Origin of the sequence: Aeromicrobium sp. YIM 150415 (genome assembly GCF_016918125.1) — a bacterium.
Classification (GTDB): domain Bacteria; phylum Actinomycetota; class Actinomycetes; order Propionibacteriales; family Nocardioidaceae; genus Aeromicrobium; species Aeromicrobium piscarium.
The window spans coordinates 233,644-252,546 of record NZ_JAERWM010000004.1 but is presented as its reverse complement, the minus strand read 5'-3'; the positions used below and the strand labels follow the sequence as shown (position 1 = coordinate 252,546).

18 protein-coding genes and 1 pseudogene are annotated in these 18,903 nt (G+C 69.1%); 9 read left to right on the top strand and 10 right to left on the bottom strand.

The window, feature by feature from the left end:
• Nucleotides 1-18 precede the first annotated feature (18 nt).
• A complete protein-coding gene (ispF, locus tag JL108_RS02900; RefSeq protein ID WP_205196874.1) occupies nucleotides 19-495 on the bottom strand; it encodes a 2-C-methyl-D-erythritol 2,4-cyclodiphosphate synthase in 477 nt (158 codons plus the stop codon).
• Between the two features lie 163 nt (nucleotides 496-658).
• Between ispF and JL108_RS02895 the strand changes: the two genes are divergently transcribed.
• The 3 genes from JL108_RS02895 to rlmB all read left to right on the top strand — a co-directional run bounded on the left by JL108_RS02895 (nucleotide 659) and on the right by rlmB (nucleotide 3,507).
• On the top strand, nucleotides 659-1,081 hold the full coding sequence (locus JL108_RS02895) for a hypothetical protein (protein ID WP_205196872.1): 423 nt from the start codon (nucleotides 659-661) through the stop codon (nucleotides 1,079-1,081).
• Between the two features lie 66 nt (nucleotides 1,082-1,147).
• Nucleotides 1,148-2,560 (top strand): cysteine--tRNA ligase, encoded by a 1,413-nt coding sequence (cysS, locus tag JL108_RS02890; protein WP_143911148.1) that lies wholly within the window; start codon nucleotides 1,148-1,150, stop codon nucleotides 2,558-2,560.
• Nucleotides 2,560-3,507, top strand: a complete 948-nt coding sequence (gene rlmB, locus JL108_RS02885) for a 23S rRNA (guanosine(2251)-2'-O)-methyltransferase RlmB (protein WP_143911149.1) — start codon at nucleotides 2,560-2,562, stop codon at nucleotides 3,505-3,507. Before cysS ends, rlmB begins: the two co-directional genes overlap by 1 nt.
• A gap of 10 nt (nucleotides 3,508-3,517) precedes the next feature.
• On the opposite strand, the gene JL108_RS02880 is transcribed toward rlmB, so the two are convergent.
• The 3 genes from JL108_RS02880 to JL108_RS02870 form a co-directional block, all read right to left on the bottom strand.
• Complete coding sequence (locus tag JL108_RS02880) at nucleotides 3,518-4,375, bottom strand: hypothetical protein (protein WP_205196870.1); 858 nt, start codon at nucleotides 4,373-4,375, stop codon at nucleotides 3,518-3,520.
• 132 nt (nucleotides 4,376-4,507) lie between these two features.
• Nucleotides 4,508-5,815 carry a cell wall metabolism sensor histidine kinase WalK gene (locus tag JL108_RS02875; RefSeq protein ID WP_205196868.1) on the bottom strand — a complete coding sequence of 436 codons (1,308 nt, stop codon included), beginning with the start codon at nucleotides 5,813-5,815 and terminating at the stop codon, nucleotides 4,508-4,510.
• 2 nt (nucleotides 5,816-5,817) lie between these two features.
• On the bottom strand, nucleotides 5,818-6,495 hold the full coding sequence (locus JL108_RS02870) for a response regulator transcription factor (protein ID WP_205196867.1): 678 nt from the start codon (nucleotides 6,493-6,495) through the stop codon (nucleotides 5,818-5,820).
• A gap of 143 nt (nucleotides 6,496-6,638) precedes the next feature.
• Here JL108_RS02870 and JL108_RS02865 point away from each other — a divergent pair, with 143 nt between their 5' ends.
• Entirely contained in the window at nucleotides 6,639-7,931 is a 1,293-nt protein-coding gene (locus JL108_RS02865) for a Fic family protein (RefSeq protein ID WP_205196865.1), read from the top strand.
• A 43-nt stretch (nucleotides 7,932-7,974) separates the two neighbouring features.
• Here the strand turns inward: JL108_RS02865 and pstB are convergent, their stop codons facing one another.
• The 5 genes from pstB to JL108_RS02840 all read right to left on the bottom strand — a co-directional run bounded on the left by pstB (nucleotide 7,975) and on the right by JL108_RS02840 (nucleotide 13,142).
• The gene (gene pstB, locus JL108_RS02860) at nucleotides 7,975-8,754 is read right to left on the bottom strand and encodes a phosphate ABC transporter ATP-binding protein PstB (protein WP_205196863.1); all 780 of its coding nucleotides are present in this window, start codon (nucleotides 8,752-8,754) and stop codon (nucleotides 7,975-7,977) included.
• Between the two features lie 5 nt (nucleotides 8,755-8,759).
• On the bottom strand, nucleotides 8,760-9,836 hold the full coding sequence (gene pstA, locus JL108_RS02855; RefSeq protein WP_143911154.1) for a phosphate ABC transporter permease PstA: 1,077 nt from the start codon (nucleotides 9,834-9,836) through the stop codon (nucleotides 8,760-8,762).
• A complete protein-coding gene (gene pstC / locus JL108_RS02850) occupies nucleotides 9,836-10,780 on the bottom strand; it encodes a phosphate ABC transporter permease subunit PstC (RefSeq protein WP_307837165.1) in 945 nt (314 codons plus the stop codon). The genes pstA and pstC overlap by 1 nt, the downstream gene beginning before the upstream one ends.
• Before the next feature lie 100 nt (nucleotides 10,781-10,880).
• Entirely contained in the window at nucleotides 10,881-11,969 is a 1,089-nt protein-coding gene (gene pstS, locus JL108_RS02845; protein WP_240190518.1) for a phosphate ABC transporter substrate-binding protein PstS, read from the bottom strand.
• A gap of 297 nt (nucleotides 11,970-12,266) precedes the next feature.
• Nucleotides 12,267-13,142, bottom strand: a complete 876-nt coding sequence (locus JL108_RS02840; RefSeq protein ID WP_205196859.1) for an NUDIX domain-containing protein — start codon at nucleotides 13,140-13,142, stop codon at nucleotides 12,267-12,269.
• 34 nt (nucleotides 13,143-13,176) lie between these two features.
• On the opposite strand from JL108_RS02840, the gene JL108_RS02835 reads away from it, so the two are divergent.
• The 3 genes from JL108_RS02835 (at nucleotide 13,177) to JL108_RS02825 (ending at nucleotide 15,647) form a co-directional block, all read left to right on the top strand.
• Nucleotides 13,177-14,157, top strand: a complete 981-nt coding sequence (locus JL108_RS02835) for a hypothetical protein (protein ID WP_205196858.1) — start codon at nucleotides 13,177-13,179, stop codon at nucleotides 14,155-14,157.
• Between the two features lie 181 nt (nucleotides 14,158-14,338).
• The gene (locus JL108_RS02830) at nucleotides 14,339-15,160 is read left to right on the top strand and encodes an exonuclease domain-containing protein (RefSeq protein WP_205196855.1); all 822 of its coding nucleotides are present in this window, start codon (nucleotides 14,339-14,341) and stop codon (nucleotides 15,158-15,160) included.
• Between the two features lie 70 nt (nucleotides 15,161-15,230).
• Entirely contained in the window at nucleotides 15,231-15,647 is a 417-nt protein-coding gene (locus JL108_RS02825) for a pyridoxamine 5'-phosphate oxidase family protein (RefSeq protein ID WP_205196854.1), read from the top strand.
• On the opposite strand, the gene JL108_RS02820 is transcribed toward JL108_RS02825, so the two are convergent.
• A complete protein-coding gene (locus tag JL108_RS02820; protein ID WP_205196852.1) occupies nucleotides 15,586-16,800 on the bottom strand; it encodes a helix-turn-helix domain-containing protein in 1,215 nt (404 codons plus the stop codon). The genes JL108_RS02825 and JL108_RS02820 overlap by 62 nt on opposite strands.
• A gap of 320 nt (nucleotides 16,801-17,120) precedes the next feature.
• Between JL108_RS02820 and JL108_RS19700 the strand changes: the two are divergent.
• Both JL108_RS19700 and JL108_RS02815 read left to right on the top strand, forming a co-directional pair.
• A pseudogene (locus tag JL108_RS19700) lies at nucleotides 17,121-17,726 on the top strand (ABC transporter ATP-binding protein); the annotation flags it as partial.
• Between the two features lie 396 nt (nucleotides 17,727-18,122).
• On the top strand, nucleotides 18,123-18,902 hold the full coding sequence (locus JL108_RS02815) for an ABC transporter permease (protein WP_307837175.1): 780 nt from the start codon (nucleotides 18,123-18,125) through the stop codon (nucleotides 18,900-18,902).
• Nucleotide 18,903: the final 1 nt, after the last annotated feature.

Below are 18,903 nucleotides of genomic sequence, written 5' to 3'. Positions count from 1 at the left end.
TGCGCGCATCGCGGCCGTTCAGCCGAGGAGGAGCGCGGTGGCGATCGCCGCGATTCCCTCGCCCCGCCCAGTGAGGCCCAGGCCGTCGGTCGTCGTGCCGGAGACCGCAACCGGGGCTCCGATCGTGTCGCCGAGGATGCGCTGGGCCTCGGCTCGTCGCGAGCCGATCTTCGGACGGTTCCCGATCACCTGCACCGCGACATTGCCGATCTCCAGCCCTTCGGCGCGCACCAGTCGTGCGGTCTCGCCGAGGAAGACCAGCCCCGAGGCGCCGGCGAACTCCGGTGACGCAGTGCCGAAGCGCTCCCCGATGTCGCCCAGTCCGGCGGCCGACAGGAGGGCGTCGACCATCGCATGGGCGGCCGCGTCGCCATCGGAATGCCCGTCCAGTCCGTTCTCGGCATCGGGCCAGTGCAGCCCCGCCAGCCAGAGCTCGCGGCCGGGAACCAGTCGATGCACGTCGGTGCCGATACCGATGCGGGGGATCGCAGCCATGTCCTCAGCGTAGTGGGCATTCGATCCCGGCCCGCCGTCCACAAGCGAGGCCGGGTTCCGCGTCATCCACAGATCTCTCGGCGCACCTGTCCGGGGGCGGTGACGCTGCCTAACGTCAGTGGAAAGGAACGACCGGATCGGTCACACTGAAGGGGTGTTGGGCATGGATCTGCAGACCTGGGTGTCGCTCTTCGCCATCGTGGCGAGCTTCGGCAGCCTCTACGTGATGCTGCGCCGCGAACTGGGCAGCTTCCGTGCCGAGCTCAAACGCGATATCGCCGATCTGCGATCGGAGGTGAAGGAAGATATCGCCGGCCTGCGGTCGGAGGTGAAGGAGGACATCGCCGGCCTGCGGTCGGAGGTGAAGGAGGACATCGCCGGCCTGCGGTCGGAGGTGAAGGAGGACATCGCCGGCCTGCGGTCGGAGGTGAAGGAGGACATCGCGGACGCGCGGTCGGAGTCCCGAGCCGCATCGGCGTCCCTCTCGGAGCGGATGAATCGCCTGGACGATCGCGTGTACCTCCTGGCGACCGGGCTGCGTCCCTACCTGGAGCAGGCTCCGCAGGTCGGCGGCAGCGGCGCCTGACGACGCCGTGCTGGACCCTCCCGGCGCGTCGGCGGTCCACAGCCCCCTGCCGATAGGGTTGGACCCGTGACCGTCCATCTGTATGACTCCGCGACCCGGCAGATCACGCCGCTCGACCCGGTGGTGCCGGGTCGTGTCGGGATCTACCACTGCGGGCTCACGGTGCAGGGTCCGCCGCATATCGGTCACATCCGCAAGGAGGTCGTCTTCGACGTCCTGCGGCGCTGGCTCGAGCGAGCCGGCTACGACGTGCGCATCGTCGCCAATGTGACGGATATCGACGACAAGATCATCGCCAAGGGAGCCGAGAGCGGTGAGCCCTGGTTCGCCGTCGCCTATCGCAATGAGCGCGCGCTCCACGCCGCCTACGAGGTCCTGGGGTGCGAACCGCCGACCTACGAGCCGCGGGCGACCGGCCACGTCCCGGAGATGATCGAGATGATCGAGACGCTCATCGAACGTGGGCACGCCTACGCGGCCGAGGACGGCTCGGGGGACGTCTACTTCGACGTCCGTTCCTGGCCCGCCTACGGCGAGCTGTCGAATCAGTCGATCGACGACATGCAGGAGGCGCCTGACGCTCCCGCCGACGGTAAGCGCGATCCTCGCGACTTCGCGCTCTGGAAGGGCCACAAGGAGGGCGAGCCGGAGTCCGCCTCCTGGCCGACTCCCTGGGGCCGTGGCCGTCCCGGCTGGCACCTGGAGTGCTCGGCGATGGCCGCCAAGTACCTCGGCCCGGAGTTCGACATCCACGGCGGCGGCCTGGATCTGCGTTTCCCGCACCACGAGAACGAGCTGGCGCAGTCGCGGGCCGCCGGTCAGCCGTTCGCGCGGGTGTGGATGCACAACGCCATGCTCAACCTCGGCTCGTCCAAGATGAGCAAGTCGGTGGGCAACACGCTCACCGTCGCGGAGGTCGTGAAGCGCGTACCCGCGATCGCCCTGCGCTACTACCTCGTGGCCGCGCACTACCGCTCGATCATCGAGTACAGCGAGGAGTCGCTCGCCGAGGCCGCCACCACGATGGCCCGGATCGAGGGCTTCGTAACGCGTGCGGCCGAGTTGGTCGGCCGATGCGACGACGGGGAGATCCCGCCGGCATTCGCCGAGGCGATGGACGACGATCTCTCGGTGCCGGCAGCGCTCGCGATCCTGCAGGACACCGTCACCACTGGCCAGCGGCTGCTCGGTGGCGGGCCGAGCGAGGACCTGCGTGCGGCCCTCGGGGCGGTGCGTGCCATGCTCGATGTCCTCGGCCTGGATCCACTGGACCCGCACTGGGGCTCGGGCCGCGATCAGGGGGCGGCGGACGCGGCGCTCGGCGCACTGGTCCAGCAGCTCCTCGACCACCGCGCCGAGGCGCGGGCCACCAAGGATTTCGCGGCCGCCGACCGCATCCGTGACCAATTGACCGCCGCGGGCGTCGCCATCGAGGACACCCCTCAGGGCGCCCGCTGGAGTGTGAAGGAGGACCGCTGATGGCCGGCAACAGCCAGCGTCGCGGCGCCATCAAGAAGACCGGCAAGGGCAACCCCACGGCCGGTTCCGGAGGCAGACGCCGCCGCGGACTCGAGGGCAAGGGACCGACACCCCGCGCCGAGGACCGCCCGAACCACAAGAAGTACAAGATGGTGCAGGCCGCCGAGAAGCGCGAGCGGGCCAAGCCCAAGCGCAAGCCGAGCGATGGCGGTGCCGAGTGGGTGGCGGGACGCAACTCCGTGGTGGAGCTGCTGCGCGCCACGGTGCCGGTCAATGCCGTGTACGTCGCCGAAGGCACCGAGCGCGATGAGCGCCTGCGTGAGATCTTCCGCCTCGCCGCCGAGCAGAATGTCTCGATGCTGGAGATCGGCCGCCCCGAGCTCGACCGGCTCACCGGCGGCGCGGTCCATCAGGGCATCGCGGCGAAGCTCGACGCCTACGAATACGCCCATCCCAACGATCTGCTGGAGATCGCCGCCGAGCGGGGGGAGCCGGCGCTCATCGTGGTGCTCGATAGCATCACCGATCCGCGCAATCTCGGGGCGATCGTGCGCTCGGCGTCCGGTTTCGGCGTCCACGGGGTCGTCATCCCCGAGCGCCGCGCGGCGCAGATGACCGCAGCGGCCTGGAAGACCTCGGCGGGCGCGGCAGCGCGGGTCAAGGTGGCACGGGCCACCAACCTGACGCGACAGCTCAAGGCGTACCAAGAGGCCGGCCTCATGGTGGTGGGCCTGGCGGCCGACGGTGATGTCGACCTCCCTGAGCTGGACCTCGCCGACGGACCGCTCGTCGTGGTCGTCGGCAGCGAGGGCAAGGGACTCTCACGGCTCGTCGGTGAGACCTGCGATCAGCTGGTCAGCATCCCGATGTCGAGCGATCTGGAGTCGCTCAACGCGGGCGTGGCCACCGGTGTCGCGCTCTACGCGATCTCCCGATTCCGGGCCTGAACGCCCCGCATCAGGTGAGTCCGGGCAGCTCGCGGCGCAGCATCATCTGCACGATCGTCGCCGGCTGGGCATCGGACGTGTTGGTCACGGTGATCCGGACCGCATCGCCGACGGTCTCGACCTCGGGGTCCGCGATCAGCTCGTCGTAGGGACGTCCGCTCGGCATGGTGCCGTCCACGGCCTCGGCAACGCGATCGCCGTCGTCCTCGTCGCCGATCAGGCAGATCGTGCTCCGCGCCTCGCCGTCGACGTCCCGCACCCCCACCGCGTGTGGTGTCTCGGCCGGAGAAGCCACCAGGGCCGCCAGCGGATCGTCGAGGCAGTCGACGAGCGCCCTCGTGGTCTCATCGTCGCCGGCCGTCTCGCCGATGCGTGAGAGATCGCTGCCGATACCGCCGACGATCACGCGGTCGTCCTCGACCCGCAGTTGGGTCACGGGAACGGTGAGCCCGTTGTCGCCCTCGCCCTCATGGCTCAGGACCTCGTCACCGGACCAGCCGGCATCCCGAGCCGCGGCCGTCACCGCAGCGGGATCCTGCCCGCCGAGGACGAGCAGGACCGCCGACGGGCCCTCGCCGCCGTACAGGACGCGATCGGCTGCGGACAGATCGATCTCCAGCTCCTCGGCGAGATAGCGCTCGTAGCTGCCCAGCGGGCCGGCGACGGAGCCGGCTGCCACTTTCCACGGGTCGTCGGCATCCTCGCCGGCGATATCACGCACCGCGGCCCGGTCGGACAGGCCGATCATGCCGCCTGCGGGGAGGGCAGACAGGTCCCCGGAGCTCGTGGACGGCTCCGGGTCGCTCGTACAGCCGGCGAGCAGGAAGGCGGAGATCGTCACACCGGCGAACAGCCCCGGAACACGCATGGCATGAGTGTAGTGACGTCGTGTGGTGGGCAGCGGTAGAACCTCAACCCCATGGTGTGGTGATGAGGTTGACGGTCTACCGCCACGCGTGAGGTGAGGTTGACGGTCTACCGCCGCCGGCGGGACGTGCGGTCAGGGCGCCGGTGTCTCGGGCGGGTGCACCGGCAGCTGGACGGTGAAGCGGGCGCCTCCGAGACGACTGTCGTCGATGCCGACCCGGCCGCCGTGCGCGCGCACGACCTCGGCGACGATCGCCAGCCCGAGGCCGCTCCCACCCGCGTCGCGGGCGCGTCCTTCATCCAGGCGGACGAAGCGTCCGAACACGCGCTCGCGATCCGCGGCCGCGATGCCGTCGCCGTCATCGTCGACCGTGATCGTCGCCCGGCCGTCCCCCTCGCTCACCGAGAACGCGACCGCTGTCCGGGCGTGGCGGGCGGCGTTGTCGGCCAGATTGCGTACCACCTGGCCGAGCAAGCGTCGGTCAGCGTCGATCCGCGCCGGTGCGATCGCCGAGCCATCGACCTCGAGTCCTGCGGCGCGCAGGCGAGTCGTCTCGGCGAGCACCAGGTCGTCCACGTCGACCGGCTGACGCCGCAGCGCCAGCCCGTGTTCGTCGGAGCGGGCCAGGACGAGCATGGCCGAGACGAGACCGTCCAGCCGGTCGGTCTCGGCCAGCACGGTCGCCGGAAGGTCCAGGTCAGCGGACGGGTGGCGTTGCAGCACCTCGGCACTCTGGCGCATCGCAGCGATGGGGGAGCGCAACTCGTGCGAGGCATCGGAGACGAACTGTCGTTGCTGGCGGGAGGAGGCGTCGAGACGTTCCAGCATCGCGTTCATGGTGCGGGCGAGCCGCGGGATCTCGTCGCGGCCGGGTGGCACCCGGACACGCCGGGTGAGGTCGCTCGCGCCGATACCGGCGACATCGCCGCGCATGCGCTCCACCGGCCGCAGCGACCGCCCGACGGTCACCCACGTGACCCCCGCGACCAGGACGACGAGCACGGGCACCGCGATCCAGAGCAGACCGCGCGTGGCATCGACGGAGTCCTCGACGTCGTCGAGCGGCACGCCGAGGGCCAGCACGCCGTCCTCGGCGGAGGACGTGACCACCACAAAACGGTCGCCGTCGACCTCGATCGTCCGCTCGTCTCCGTCGGGATCGGTGATCGCGGGCAGCCCCGAGGCCTCGTCATTGGATGCCCGCACGGTGCCGTCCTCGTCGAGCAGCTGGACGAGATCGTCGTCATCGGTGCCGGTGATACGGTCGTCGTCCTCGTCCAGGGTGCGGGCGAGCGCGTCCGCCGAGCGTTCGGCGGCGTCGGCGACCGAGGAGGTGAGGGTGCGCTCGAGCGTCCACGTGAACAGCATCGCCCCGGCGACGAGCACGGCCGCGACGATCAGACTCGCACCCAGAGTGATGCGAGCGCGCACCGAGGACATGGTCATCCTCCGTCCGCGGCGAGGCGGTAGCCGGCGCCACGGATGGTCTCGATCGCCGCGCGGTCGAAGGGCCGGTCGACCTTGTTGCGCAGGTGGCGGATGTAGACCTCGACGATATTGGGATCGCCGTCGAACTCGAAGTCCCACACATTGCCGAGGACATCGGACTTGGAGACGACCTCGCCCTTGCGACGCAACAGGTATTCGAGCACGGCGAACTCGCGCGAGGTCAGCTCGATCCTCGTGTCGTCGCGGTTGACGACCCGCGTCGACGGATCGAGGGTGAGATCGCCGGCCGTGAGCACCGCGGGGCGCGCGCTCTGACCGCGCCGCACGAGCGCCCGTAGCCGGGCGAGGAGGACGTCGAAGGAGAAGGGTTTGGTGAGGTAGTCATCGGCCCCGCCGTCGAGCGCCTCGATCTGGTCCCAGTCCCCGTCCTTCGCGGTCAGCATGAGCACGGGGGTCCAGACCTCGTGGTGGCGCAGAGACTCGCAGACCTTGAAACCGTTGAGTCCGGGCAACATGATGTCGAGCACGATCGCGTCGTAGTCGTTCTCGCGGCCGAGCCACAGGCCGTCGGTGCCGGTGCGGGCGATGTCGACAGCGAACCCCTCGGCCTCGAAGCCGGCCTCGAGCCCCGCCGCCAGCCGGACCTCGTCCTCGACCACCAGGATGCGCACGTCCTGATCCTCCCAGAACCTCACTGAAGGAGCGCTGAAGAGCGTCAGCCTTCTCCGGTGGACTTTCCTTGGACTGTCGGTGCCCGGATGTAACTTTGTCGTCCTATCCTTTAACGAGGTCGTAGAGCATGAAAGGAAAATCCATGGGGAGCTGGGAACGTCCGTACTGGGAGTCCACGGTCGACTCTGGCGTTCCCCGCGCCGCGCAGCGCTCTGGCGCTTACCGTCGGTATCTTCCCGATGCCATCGACGGCATGGCGCTGGCGATCGATGGCGACTTGTCACGAGATGTCGCGGTGGTGGAGCGGAAGCTGCGTGCGCTCAACGGTCCGGGTGCCGAAGGTCTCGCCGGCATAGCCCGTTTCCTTTTGCGATCCGAGGCCATCGCCAGCTCACGGATCGAGGGGATCGCGCCGTCGGCTCAGCAGGTCGCGATCGCCGAACTCGGGCAGTCCGAGTCAGTGCGGGGGGTCAGTGAGCAGGCCCAGCTCGTGGCGAACAACATGACGATCGTGCGTGAGGCGACGACGGAGCTGGTTGTGGCTGACAAGGTGGCCGTGGAGGACATCGTCGAGCTACATCGTTCGTTGCTGCCGAACGAACCACGCCACCATGAGCTGCGTACAGTGCAGAACTGGATAGGAACGTCGGACTGGAGCCCGATCGACGCGGCATATGTGCCCCCGGATCCGGACCGGGTCGTCGGTCTCATGACCGATCTCCTGAGGTATCTGAACGGCGCCGCACACGCGCCGCTGGTGCAAGCGGCAATCGTGCACGCCCAGTTCGAGACCATTCATCCTTTCACCGATGGCAATGGCCGTGTCGGCAGGGCCCTGATACATACGGTGCTTGCCCGACGCGGTCTGACCGAGCAGGCAGTGTTGCCGGTCAGCCTGGTGCTCGCGACGTTGACCGACGAGTACATCACGGGTCTGGACAGCTACCGGCACGATGCGGCGCCGGGCAGTCCGCCGGCCGGCATGGCAATCAACGCGTGGCTCCGGACCTTCGTGACCGCTGCTGAGATCGCGGTGGAACAGTCCCAACAGCTCGTCAGTGCCATAGAAGAACTCCGTGAACGGTGGACCGAGCGGCTCGCGGAGTACCGCATGGCCGCCGGATTGAGAGCCGCGCCTCGCGCCGATTCCGCAGTGGCGAGGGTGCTCGTGCATCTACCTGAGGCGCCGGTTCTCACCGCGACGACCCTCGCGAGGATCCTCGATGTTTCCTATCCGGCCGCCAGCGCGGCTTTGGATGAGCTTCGCCAGGCCGGAGTCCTGGCGACGAAGTCCATTGAACGCGGAACGACGGCGTTCATCGCGCGTGAGGTGCTCGATCTGGTGACGTGGTCAGAGCGAGCCTTGGCGAGCACACGATTCGATACGCGACGTGCGGAGCCGGTCCGCCCGGTCCCCGCCCGTCCCCAGCGTTGAAGAACTCTTTGCGTGTGGGCGGCCCCCACGCTCAAGGACCCGGTCAGCCGAAGCGGCCCTGGATGTAGGCCTCGGTGGCGGGGTCCGCGGGATTGGAGAACATCGTCGAGGTGTCGCCGTGCTCGACGAGCTTGCCCGGCTGGCCGACTCCGGCGAGGTTGAAGAAGGCCGTGGTGTCCGAGACACGCGCCGCCTGCTGCATGTTGTGGGTGACGATGACGATCGTGTAGTCGGTCTTCAGCTCGTGGATGAGGTCCTCGATGATGCTCGTCGAGATCGGGTCGAGGGCCGAGCAGGGCTCGTCCATGAGCAGCACCTCGGGCTGTGTGGCGATCGCGCGGGCGATGCACAGCCGCTGCTGCTGCCCGCCCGACAGCCCCGAACCGGGACGGTCCAGGCGATCCTTGACCTCGTTCCACAGTCCGGCGCTGCGCAAGGAGCGCTCGACGATCTCGTCGGCCTCCTTCTTCTTCATCCGCTTGCTGTTCAGTCGCTGACCTGCCAGCACGTTCTCGGCGATCGACATCGTCGGGAACGGATTGGGTCGCTGGAACACCATGCCGATGAGCCGGCGCACGTTGACCGGGTCCATATCGTCGGCATACAGGTCCTGGCCGTCGATGAGGACCTTGCCGTCGACGCGGGCGCCGCGGATCACCTCGTGCATGCGGTTGAGCGAGCGCAGGAAGGTCGACTTGCCGCAACCGGACGGGCCGATGAAGGCCGTCACGGATCGCGCGGCGATGGGGATGGTCACGCCCTCGACGGCGAGGAAGTCGCCGTAGTAGATGTCGAGGTCGCTGACGTCGATGCTCTTGGCCATTGGATTTACCGCTCTCCCTTGGGGCTGAAGAAGTACGAGACGAGCCGTGCGCCGAGGTTCAGCAGCATCACGATGATGAGCAGCACAAGGGCCGCTCCCCAGGCGCGATCGATGCTGGGGCCCGGCGGCACGCCCGGGACGATGATCGAGAAGTAGGTGAACACCGGCAGCGTGGCCATGCGTCCGTCGAAGAGGTTGAGATTGACCGAGTCGGTGAGTCCGGCGATGACGAGCAGGGGAGCGGTCTCGCCGATGACGCGGGCGATCGCGAGGGTCACGCCGGTCACGATCCCGGCCAGCGCGGTCGGGAGGACGACCTTGACGATCGTGCGCCATTTCGGCACACCGAGGGCGTACGACGCCTCGCGCAGCTCATTCGGCACGAGCTTGAGCATCTCCTCACAGGAGCGCACGACGACGGGGATCATCAGCACCGAGAGCGCCACAGCGCCGCCGATGCCCATCCGCACCCCGGGTCCGAAGAAGATGACGAACAGCGCGTAGGCGAAGAGACCCGCGACGATCGACGGGATGCCGGTCATGACATCGACCAGGAAGCGGATCCACGCCGCCAGCCGTGTGCCCTCGCCGTACTCGATCAGGTAGATCGCGGTGAACAGACCGATCGGGATCGAGATCGCCGCGGCCGCTGCGGTGATCAACAGCGTGCCCATCAGCGCGTGATAGATGCCGCCGCCCTCGCCGACGATATTGCGCATCGAGTAGGTGAAGAACTCGTTGCTCAGCACGGGTGCGCCGCGCGAGATGACGGTCGCCAGGATGCTGCCGAGCGGGAACAGGGTGATCGCGAAGGCGGTCGACACGAGGAGTGTCACGAGCCGGTCGGTGGCCTTGCGGCGTCCCTCGACGGCCAGCGACCAGATCGGGATGACCGCCGCGACGCACCAGCCCACGAGCACGAGCCAGGATCCGAGGGGGCCGAAGACGCCCACGAGAGCCAGCACCACAGCGGCGGCGACCAGCGCACGCGGCGCCCAGCGGGGGAGTTGCCGGCCGCGCAGGCTCGAGGCGATCGGCGACGCCCCGGACTCGGGGCGGGGGGTCTGCAGCGTGGAGGTCATCAGTTGGCTCCCGAGAAGTCCTTGCGGCGGTCCACGATGGCCCGGGCCGCGAAATTGACCCCGAAGGTGATGACGAACAGCACGAGTCCGGAGGCGATGAGCGCGTTGACGGTCAGTCCGGTGGCCTCATTGAAGGTCAGCGCGATATTGGCCGCGATCGTCGAGGGGTTCGTCGAGCTGATCAGGTTGAAGGTGACGACACCGCTGGCCGACAGCACCATCGCGACGGCCATCGTCTCTCCGAGCGCGCGGCCGAGGCCGAGCATCGAGGCGGAGATGATTCCCGAACGGGCGTAGGGGAAGATCGCCAACCTGGCCATCTCCCAGCGGGTCGCGCCGAGGGCCAGTGCGGCCTCCTCGTGTAGCCGCGGGGTCTGCAGGAAGATCTCGCGGCAGATCGCGGTGATGACCGGCAGCACCATGACCGCGAGCACGATCGAGGCGGTCAGGATCGTGCGGCCCGTGGCCGACGCGGGACCGGCGAACAGCGGGATGAACCCGAGATTGTCCTCCAGCCAGCGGTAGAGCGGTACGAGCGCCGGCGCCAGGAAGCTGATGCCCCAGACGCCGTAGACGACGCTGGGGACCGCGGCGAGGAGGTCGATGACGTAGCCGAGCGGGGCCGCCAGCTTCCGCGGGGCGTAGTGGGAGATGAACAGCGCCACGCCGATCGCGAGCGGCACCGCCATCGTCAGGGCGAGGACCGCGGCCAGCAGCGTGCCGAAGACCAGCGGGACGACGTAGTCCACGAAGGTGGTGCCGTGCTTGACGTCATCGGGCGAGGCGAGGATGCCGGGGATGCCCTCGGCGGTCAGGAACACCGCGACCCCGGCCAGGGTCGCGAGGATCAGCAGCGCCGCGGCGAGGGAGGTGCCGCGGAAGATCCGGTCACCCGGGCGGGTGGGCGTCGTCCTCCGTCGTTCGGGGGACTGGGTCGAGGTCACGATGGTGAGCCTTTCGGGGCGGTGCGGTCGTGCTGGGCGGACAACCCATGACCCCGGCGAACGAGAGGCGCCTCGTTCGCCGGGACCAAGGCCTGTCCGATCAGCTGCCGATCGTGTCGATCGCGGTCTGAACCTTCTCGCGGAAGTCGTCCGTGAGCGGTGCGGAGCCGGCCGAGTCGGCGGCGGCCTTCTGGCCCTCCTCGCTGACGACGTAGGTCAGCCAGGACTTGACGAGCTCGGCCTTGTCGGCATCGTCGTAGGTCTGGCAGGCCATCTGATAGGAGACCAGGACGATCGGGTAGACGCCGTCCTCGGTGGTCGCCCGGTCGAGCTCCAACGCGATGTCGGTGTCCTCGCGTCCCTCGACCTGCTCGGCGGTGTCGAGCACACGGGCCGCTGCCTCCTCGGTCGGGCCGACGTAGTCCTCGCCGACCTTGACCGCGACCTTGCCGAGGTCGCCGGCCTGGCTCGCATCGGCGTAGCCGATCGTGCCCTCACCGGACTCGACGGCGGCCACCACGCCCGAGGTGCCGTTGGCGGCCTCACCGCCCTGCGTCGGCCAGGTCTCGACGACTCCGGCCGTCCAGGTGCCCTCGGATGCGGCATCCAGGTACTCGGTGAAGTTCTCGGTCGTGCCCGAATCGTCGGAGCGGTGGACCGGAGTGATCGCGCCGTCGGGCAGATCGGCATCCGGGTTGTCCTCGGCGATCGCCGGGTCATTCCAGGTGGTGATCTCACCGGCGAAGATCGAGCCGATCGTCGAGGGGGAGAGCTGCAGGTCCTCCACGCCGGGCAGGTTGTAGATCACGGCGATCGGGCTCACATAGGTCGGCACGGAGACGATCTGACCGCACAGGTCGTTGGCTTTGGTCAGCTCGTCGTCGTCGAGGTAGGCGTCCGAACCGGCGAAGTCGGTACCGCCGTCCAGGAACTGCTCACGACCGCCGCCGGAGCCGATCGGGTCGTAGTTGACCGTCACATCGGAGTTCTCGGTCTGGAAGCCCTGCTGCCAGGCGGAGACGGCCGCCTGCTGGGAGCTGGCGCCGGCGCCGTTGAGCGTGCCGGACAGATCGCTGCTGCTGCTCTCGCCGCCGTCACCGGTCTCGTTCCCGGCGCCACAGGCAGTGAGGCCGAAGGCGAGCACGGCGCCTGCGCCGAGTGCCGCGGCCTTACGCATGGACTTGCTCATCACGGGCATTTCCTTCTCTGGGTCCTATCGGTCGGGTCGGTCTCGACCCGTCGGATACGACGCTAGGGAGGCTAGATGTATCGCAACCCCAACGCGGGTGAACGGAAGGTGAACGATCGGCGAAGCGTCCCGCGGAGACCCGGTGACGACGAGCTCGCCGGGCGGTGACCTAGGCACGTCTCAGGGGTGACGAGTGGTGAGATAGGCACCTCTCACCACCGGCGAGAGGTGCGTAAACCACCGCCCGAGCGGGTGAGACGTGCATAACTCACCGCCCAGGGCGAGGTGGTCGGAGGGTCAGCCGCGCCAGCGCTCGACGGCGAGGACCGCTCCCTTGCGGTGGTGCACGACCGCCGCCTCGCCGGTCGTGAGCCCGGGGTCCTCGAGGTCGAGGGCGGCGAACAGGTCCGGGAAGACCGGCCGGTGCGAGCACAGCAGCGCCCGCTTGTGCGCCAGCGCATCCCGCACGGCATCGCGGGCGGCCTTCGGGGACGTGCCTTCGAGTAGCCGGTCGTCCGCGATCACGGAGCGCCCGGTGGCCTCGGCGTAGGGGTCGAGGGTCTGGAGGCAGCGCAGGGCCGGAGAGCAGAACAGCCGTTTCGGTCCGAAGGCGTCGAGCACCGGGACCAGGCGCTGCGCGGCCGTCAGCCCGGGTGCCACCAGCGGACGGTCACGGTCATCGGGCCCGTCGAAGTGCTTGCGCTGTTCGGCCTTGGCGTGCCGTAACAGCACGAGGCTGCTGGTGGCGTGCTGCCGGGGCCCGATGAGATCTTCGACGTGGTCGAGCAGCGCGATGTCGTGCTCGTAGCTCAGTCGTTTACGGGCCGCGCGGAGCGTGCACCAGCGGAAGGAATCGACCTCCTTGGTGGGCTGGAAGTCCGAGGTCCCGCGGGTCTTCGCCATCCAGTAGTCGACCTCTTTGACGCCCCCGGCGATCCGATAGGAGACCTTCGGCAGCGGCCGGCCGAGTCGGACCCGGAACCCGGTCTCCTCGAGGATCTCCCGAGCCGCCGTGACGGGTGGTAGTTCGCCGGCCTCGGCCTTGCCCTTGGGGAAGGTCCAGTCGTCGTAGCGAGGGCGATGGATGAGCAGGACCTCGACACCATCCGTGCGTGATGAGGGCTTGCGCCACACCACGCCGCCGGCGGCGGGGACGACCTTGCGGGGCGACATGGTGAGTATTGTCCATGCTCAAGGTGACGAGGACATGTCGAGAGGGCGGGCGATGCGGCGTTCTGCGGTGATGTTCGTCGCGCTCGCCCTGATCACGGGTGGTTGTTCCGCTTCGCCCTCGGCGTCCTCGCCGCTGTCGGCTGCCCTCGCGGCGGTCCCGGCCGATGCGGTGGAGATCTCGTTCACGGACTGGTCCCACGTCGACGACGGTGATCTGGCGGCAGCCGTACGCGCGGGCCTCGCCGACGACACCCTCACGCGTTCGGCGGTCGCGCCCCAGGCCGCGCAGTGGGAGGAGGTCTTCGGCTTCTCGCCGCAGGACCTGGCCTGGGAGGCGGGGTCGCTGACGGACTCCGGCAGCTCCCTGGCCGTCGGATGGTCGTCCTCGCTCGGGCCGGATCGGATCACCGATGCTCTGGAGGCTGCCGGCTACGAGCGCGACGGCGAGCGCTGGAGGCTCGGCGAGGATGCGCCGCTCCCGGCTGCGTTGGCAGCCTCGATGACGGTGGCGGAGGTCGACGAACGCAGTCGGACTCTGCGAGCCGCGAGCGATGACACGGCACTCGAAGGCGGTCTGTCGGCACGGCGTGCCGTGCGCGATGTCGTGGCTGCGGTGGGGGAGGTGCCCGCCGCGATGCTGCTGCAACGCGGCGACCGGGCCTGCGCCACGGCGGGAGTCTCGGGCCGGGGCGGTCAGGTGGCCGAACAGGGCGAGGCCGCGGCCGAGCGCGCCGGTGGCCTCGCCGAGCCGACATGGGCCGCGCGCGCGGTGGGCGAGGGCACGTTCACGGTGGCCCTCGGCTTCAGCAGTCCCGGCCTCGCGACCGGCCAGGCTCGGGTGCGCGAACGGCTGACGACGGGCCCGTTCATCGGACGCCCCGGTGCCGTGACCGATGTGGTGACCGATGCGGATGTCACCGTGGAGGAGAACGTGACCCGGCTGTCCTTCACACGCCGCGATGGCGGCCCTTCGCTCATGGACAGCACCGGTCCGATTCTCTTCGCCGGGTGCTGACCACGACGCGCACAAGGTGCGCTCAAGAGGTGATTCGGTGGTCGCTGGGGCAACCGCAGAAACGCCTCGTGCGTCGGATCTAGGTGCCCACCGCGCCGAGAACCGCTCACCGCGGCGCCATCGCGACGGTGCCCGGGGGAGTGTCAGGGGTCCTGGCTACCGTGGGCGCCAGGAGGTCAGGGTGAGGCAGAACGCATATGCAGGGCAGTGCGCCGACTGTGGTGTCGAGGTCGGTCCGCAGGACGGCTTCCGGATCGGTTTCGGCGAGGACGGGTTCACCGTCTGCGCGGAGCACCGCCCCGCGCCACCCCCGCGCGGCGAGCATGAGGGCTGGCACACCGGCCCGCTGGCCTCCCTGGACTTCGAGACCACCGGAGTCGATCCCTGGTCGGATCGGATCGTGAGCTACGCGGCCCTCGGTCCGGACGGCCGCGATCTCATCGGGCGGGTCAACCCGCAGGTGCCGATCCCCGACAAGGCCTCGGCGATCCACGGTCTCCGCGATGCCGATGTCGCCGCCGCGCCCTCGCCGGTGGTCGCTCTCCGCGAGTTGAGCGCGTGGGTCGACGATCTCGTCGCGCGGCGGGTGCCGCTCGTGGTGTTCAACGCCGCCTTCGATCTCACGGTGCTGCGTACCGAGCTGTGGCGCTATCGCCTGTCGCAGCCGCGGTGGGACGCCTTGCTGGTCATCGATCCCTTCGTCGTGGACTACGGCATCGAGCGCGGTCGGCTCGGGTCGCGCCGTCTGGTGGACGTCGCCGACTACTACGGGATCGCGATCGAGAACGCCCACGATGCCGCCTGCGACGCGCGGGTGGCGCGTGACGTGGCGATCGAGCTGGGTGCCCGCCATCGGCGCGTGATCCGCGAGGAGCCGAGACTCGCCATGGCCCAGCAGCGGTTCTGGGCCGCGCGGCGCACCATGGACTTCAACCGGTTCGCGATGCGCCGTGGCCGGCGACTCGAGCCGATCCCGGACTGGCCGTTCGCCCCGGCGCCCTGACCGCCGCGTGCGGTGCCGGGCCGGACGGCGATACAAGAGCTAGCGTGGTCGACAGCACCGAGGAGGGACGATGAACGAAGGACATATCCGGCCACTGACTCCGGAGGAATGTCGCGAGTACCTCGCACTCACCCGGATCGGCAGGCTCGCCTTCGCCGGACCGGACCGCCTCGAGCTCCTGGTTCTCAACGCCGTCTCCGACGGCAGCACGGTGCTCCTGCGCACCGAGTCCGAGACCGTACTGGCCACGATGACGACCGCCGGCCCGGTCCCGGTCGCCTTCGAGACCGATCACCTCGACGAGCTGCTCCAGTCCGGCTGGAGCGTCACGGTCCACGGCACCGCCTCGATCGCCTCGGACGTTCAGCGGGACGCGCTGCGAGGCGTCCTGCCCCACGCGTGGGCCCCCGGCGACCGCGACCTGATCATCGCGATCGACGTTGAGACGCTCGGGGGCCGGAAGGTCCGGGCTCGGAGCGGGCCGTGAGCTCCGCGGCCTGAGCCTCGCTGGCATCGACGCGCCACTGCGGCAGCATCTGCCGGAGCGCCACGATCAGTTCGAGCCGGGAGGTCGGGTCGTCGAGACAGTCCCCGAGCAGGTCGCGCAGGTTTTTGATGCGTGAGTGAGCGGTCTGCGGCGGGATGCCCAGTTCGCGGGCGAGTCTGTTGGTGGGCTGCGGTCGCTCGAGCATGTTCAGCAGGAACTCCCCGAGGGCCAGCCGGCGGACGGCCGGTATCGCCTCCCACGGTCCTAGGTGCTTGGCGGCCAGGAGAGAGCTCAGCATGGGATCACCCTCGAGCAGCAGGATGCCGAGCAGGTCTTCGACCGGGACCAGCATCCGAGGATCGCTCGTCCCGCCGTCGGTGAGCATGCGGGCGGCGCGCCAGACCAGCGAGGCCGAGGCGGCCGCGTCGGTCGGCGCCACCATGGGCCCGAGGACGGCTTGGCGGGTGAGCTGCTCGCCGAGTCGGCCGCTGGTCCAGGTCGTCGGGACGAGGGCGAGGTGGCGGTCGCGGTCCGCGACGACCCCCGGTTGGCGGCACAGCTCGCCCGGCAGCGCGTGGGCGAACGACACCAGTACCCGGATCTGCTCCCCGGGCTCGAGGCGAGCGAGGGCGCGGCGTTGGTCGCGGTTGAACCGCGGCCCGTCGTCGCCGTGATCGGGGTCGAGGGGTGCCGGCATCACCGTGGCCGCGCCGACCCGGCGGTGCTCGTTCTCCAGGCCCTGGCGGGCGTGGTGATAGAGCAGGTTCAGATAGGTCATGAGCTCTTCGCGCAGCCGGATGAAGCGATCCCCGGTGATGGCATCGCCGATGCCGTAGCTGAGCCCTCGCTGCATCGCCGCGCGTGCGGTCCGGAAGGCCAGGCGCAGGGCCGCGACGTCGTCGCCGCGCCGGGCCTGCCGTCTCCCGATCTCCTCGAAGTACAGCCCGACGAGGTCGGCCGCTCGCAGCGCGTCGGCGTCGCTGTCGGCGAAGGCGCGCACGGCCTGGGCGATCGCATCGTCGAGCTGGCGATCGCCGACGGTGCCGGGGCTGGACACGGATCGGCGGATCTGCAGCCGCAGATGCGCCAGCCGCTCCTCCGACAGCGCGTGACGCGCGGCGACTGCCTCGTCTTCGGAGACCACGAGTGACATTCCCATCAACTCCCCATCACTGCGTGTCGTCCGGCCAGGCCGGACGGCATGTCGTGAGGGGGCGACGCCTCGATGAAGCCACATCACCACCCGATGACGCAATGCGCGGCGGCGTTCTCGTGGCCAGTTCGTCCACTTCTTGTGATGTACATGACAAAAGCAGGTTACGTTTCGATTACGAAGCGCCCTGATCTTCGAAGTCGGTGGCGTCGTGACCTGAGCCACACCTAGCGTCTCGGCCAGGCACCGATCCATCTGAGGGGGCGGTTCGGTGCCGCCTACCTATCCATACCGCGTCAACGCGGACAACCGCTGGGGAGATGCACCGCATGGGTGGAACCGTCGAGGTCGAAGGCCTCACCAAGAGCTTCGGCAGCCAGAACATCTGGCGCGACGTCACGCTGACGTTGCCCCCAGGGGAGATCACGGCGCTCCTGGGCCCCTCGGGCACCGGCAAGTCGGTGTTCCTGAAGTCGGTCATGGGCCTGCTCGAGCCCGAGGCCGGCTCCTGTCTGGTCAACGGCGTCGACATGGTGCGCGCCAATGAGGCCCAGCGCCTGGAATTGCGCAAGAGCTTCGGCGTGCTGTTCCAGGACGGTGCGCTCTTCGGCTCGATGAGCGTCTACGACAATGTCGCGTTCCCCCTGCGCGAGCACACCAAGTTCAACGAGGACAAGATCCGCTCGATCGTCATGGAGAAGCTCGACATGGTCGGGCTGGTCGGCCAGGAGCACAAGCTCCCCGGCATGATCTCCGGCGGTATGAAGAAGCGCGCCGGCCTGGCCCGCTCGCTGGTCACCGACCCGGAGATCATCCTCATCGACGAGCCGGACTCGGGCCTGGACCCGGTCCGCACCTCCAACCTCGCCCAGCTGCTCATCGACATCAATGCCGTCACCGACGCCACGATGCTGATCATCACCCACAACATCGAGCTCGCCCGCACGCTGCCGGACAACCTCGGCATGATCTACCTCCAAGAGCTGGTGATGTTCGGCCCGCGCGAGGAGTTCCTGCTCACCGACCACCCGGTCGTCTCGCAGTTCATGAGCGGCGATCCCGAGGGTCCGATCGGCATGAGCGAGGAGACCGACCACCGGCGCGGCGAGGCGCTCGACAGCGACCTTCCGCCGTACCCCGGCGGTGGCACGGTCGTCATGTCCAGGCATGCCGGCGCCCGCTCGATCGAAGTGCTCCCGCGACAGCTCCTTCCCAAGTCCGGCGCCATCCGTCCGAGCGCCGAACGGCATCGTGAGCGCGTCGCCGCGGGTGCGGCGCCGCTGTACGTCGCCGACGACGAGGAGCGGGACCGAGTCCCGACCATCCCGCGCAAAGGAGTCGTCACCCGGGCGCTGAGCTCCACCGGAAGCCTGTTCGCCCTCGGGCTGGACACCATCCGCTCGACCTTCAAGCGGCCCTTCGCCGCTCGCGATGTCCTCGAGCAGTTCTGGTTCGTCGTCAGCGTCTCGTGGATCCCCGCGATGCTCGTCGCCATCCCTTTCGGCGCGGTCATCGCCCTGCAGCTCGGCACCTTGACCGTCCAGGTCGGCGCTCAGTCGTTCACCGGCGCCGCGAGCGTGCTGGCGGTGGTCCAACAGGCGGCGCCGATCGTGACCACCCTGGTCATCGCGGGCGCCGGCGGCGCCGCGATCTGTGCCGATCTCGGCTCCCGCACCATCCGCGACGAGATCGACGCGATGAAGGTCATGGGCGTCTCGCCGATCCAGAAGCTCGTCGTCCCTCGCGTCCTGGCCTGCATCATGGCCGCGGTGCTCCTCAACGGCCTCGTCTCGGTGGTCGGCGTGCTGGGCGGCTACTTCTTCAATGTCGTCGTCCAGGGGGGAACCCCGGGCGCCTATCTGGCGAGCTTCACCGCGCTGGCGCAGATCTCCGATCTGTGGGTCGGCGAGCTCAAGGCCGTCATCTTCGGCTTCATCGCGGGCGTGGTCGCGGCCTACCGCGGCATCAACACGGCACCCGGCCCGAAGGGCGTCGGCGATTCGGTCAACCAGTCGGTCGTCGTGACCTTCATGCTGCTCTTCTTCGTCAACACGATCATCACGATGCTCTACCTGCAACTGTTCCCCGGCAAGGGAGCCTGAC

Excerpts from the sequence above, each read along its gene's own strand:
- ispF (WP_205196874.1), bottom strand. The coding sequence starts at position 495 with ATGGCTGCGATCCCCCGCATCGGTATCGGCACCGACGTGCATCGACTG.
- JL108_RS02895 (WP_205196872.1), top strand. The coding sequence starts at position 659 with ATGGATCTGCAGACCTGGGTGTCGCTCTTCGCCATCGTGGCGAGCTTC.
- rlmB (WP_143911149.1), top strand. The coding sequence starts at position 2,560 with ATGGCCGGCAACAGCCAGCGTCGCGGCGCCATCAAGAAGACCGGCAAG.
- JL108_RS02880 (WP_205196870.1), bottom strand. The coding sequence starts at position 4,375 with ATGCGTGTTCCGGGGCTGTTCGCCGGTGTGACGATCTCCGCCTTCCTG.
- JL108_RS02875 (WP_205196868.1), bottom strand. The coding sequence starts at position 5,815 with ATGTCCTCGGTGCGCGCTCGCATCACTCTGGGTGCGAGTCTGATCGTC.
- JL108_RS02865 (WP_205196865.1), top strand. The coding sequence starts at position 6,639 with ATGGGGAGCTGGGAACGTCCGTACTGGGAGTCCACGGTCGACTCTGGC.
- pstB (WP_205196863.1), bottom strand. The coding sequence starts at position 8,754 with ATGGCCAAGAGCATCGACGTCAGCGACCTCGACATCTACTACGGCGAC.
- pstA (WP_143911154.1), bottom strand. The coding sequence starts at position 9,836 with ATGACCTCCACGCTGCAGACCCCCCGCCCCGAGTCCGGGGCGTCGCCG.
- pstS (WP_240190518.1), bottom strand. The coding sequence starts at position 11,969 with ATGAGCAAGTCCATGCGTAAGGCCGCGGCACTCGGCGCAGGCGCCGTG.
- JL108_RS02840 (WP_205196859.1), bottom strand. The coding sequence starts at position 13,142 with ATGTCGCCCCGCAAGGTCGTCCCCGCCGCCGGCGGCGTGGTGTGGCGC.
- JL108_RS02835 (WP_205196858.1), top strand. The coding sequence starts at position 13,177 with ATGTCGAGAGGGCGGGCGATGCGGCGTTCTGCGGTGATGTTCGTCGCG.
- JL108_RS02825 (WP_205196854.1), top strand. The coding sequence starts at position 15,231 with ATGAACGAAGGACATATCCGGCCACTGACTCCGGAGGAATGTCGCGAG.
- JL108_RS02820 (WP_205196852.1), bottom strand. The coding sequence starts at position 16,800 with ATGTCACTCGTGGTCTCCGAAGACGAGGCAGTCGCCGCGCGTCACGCG.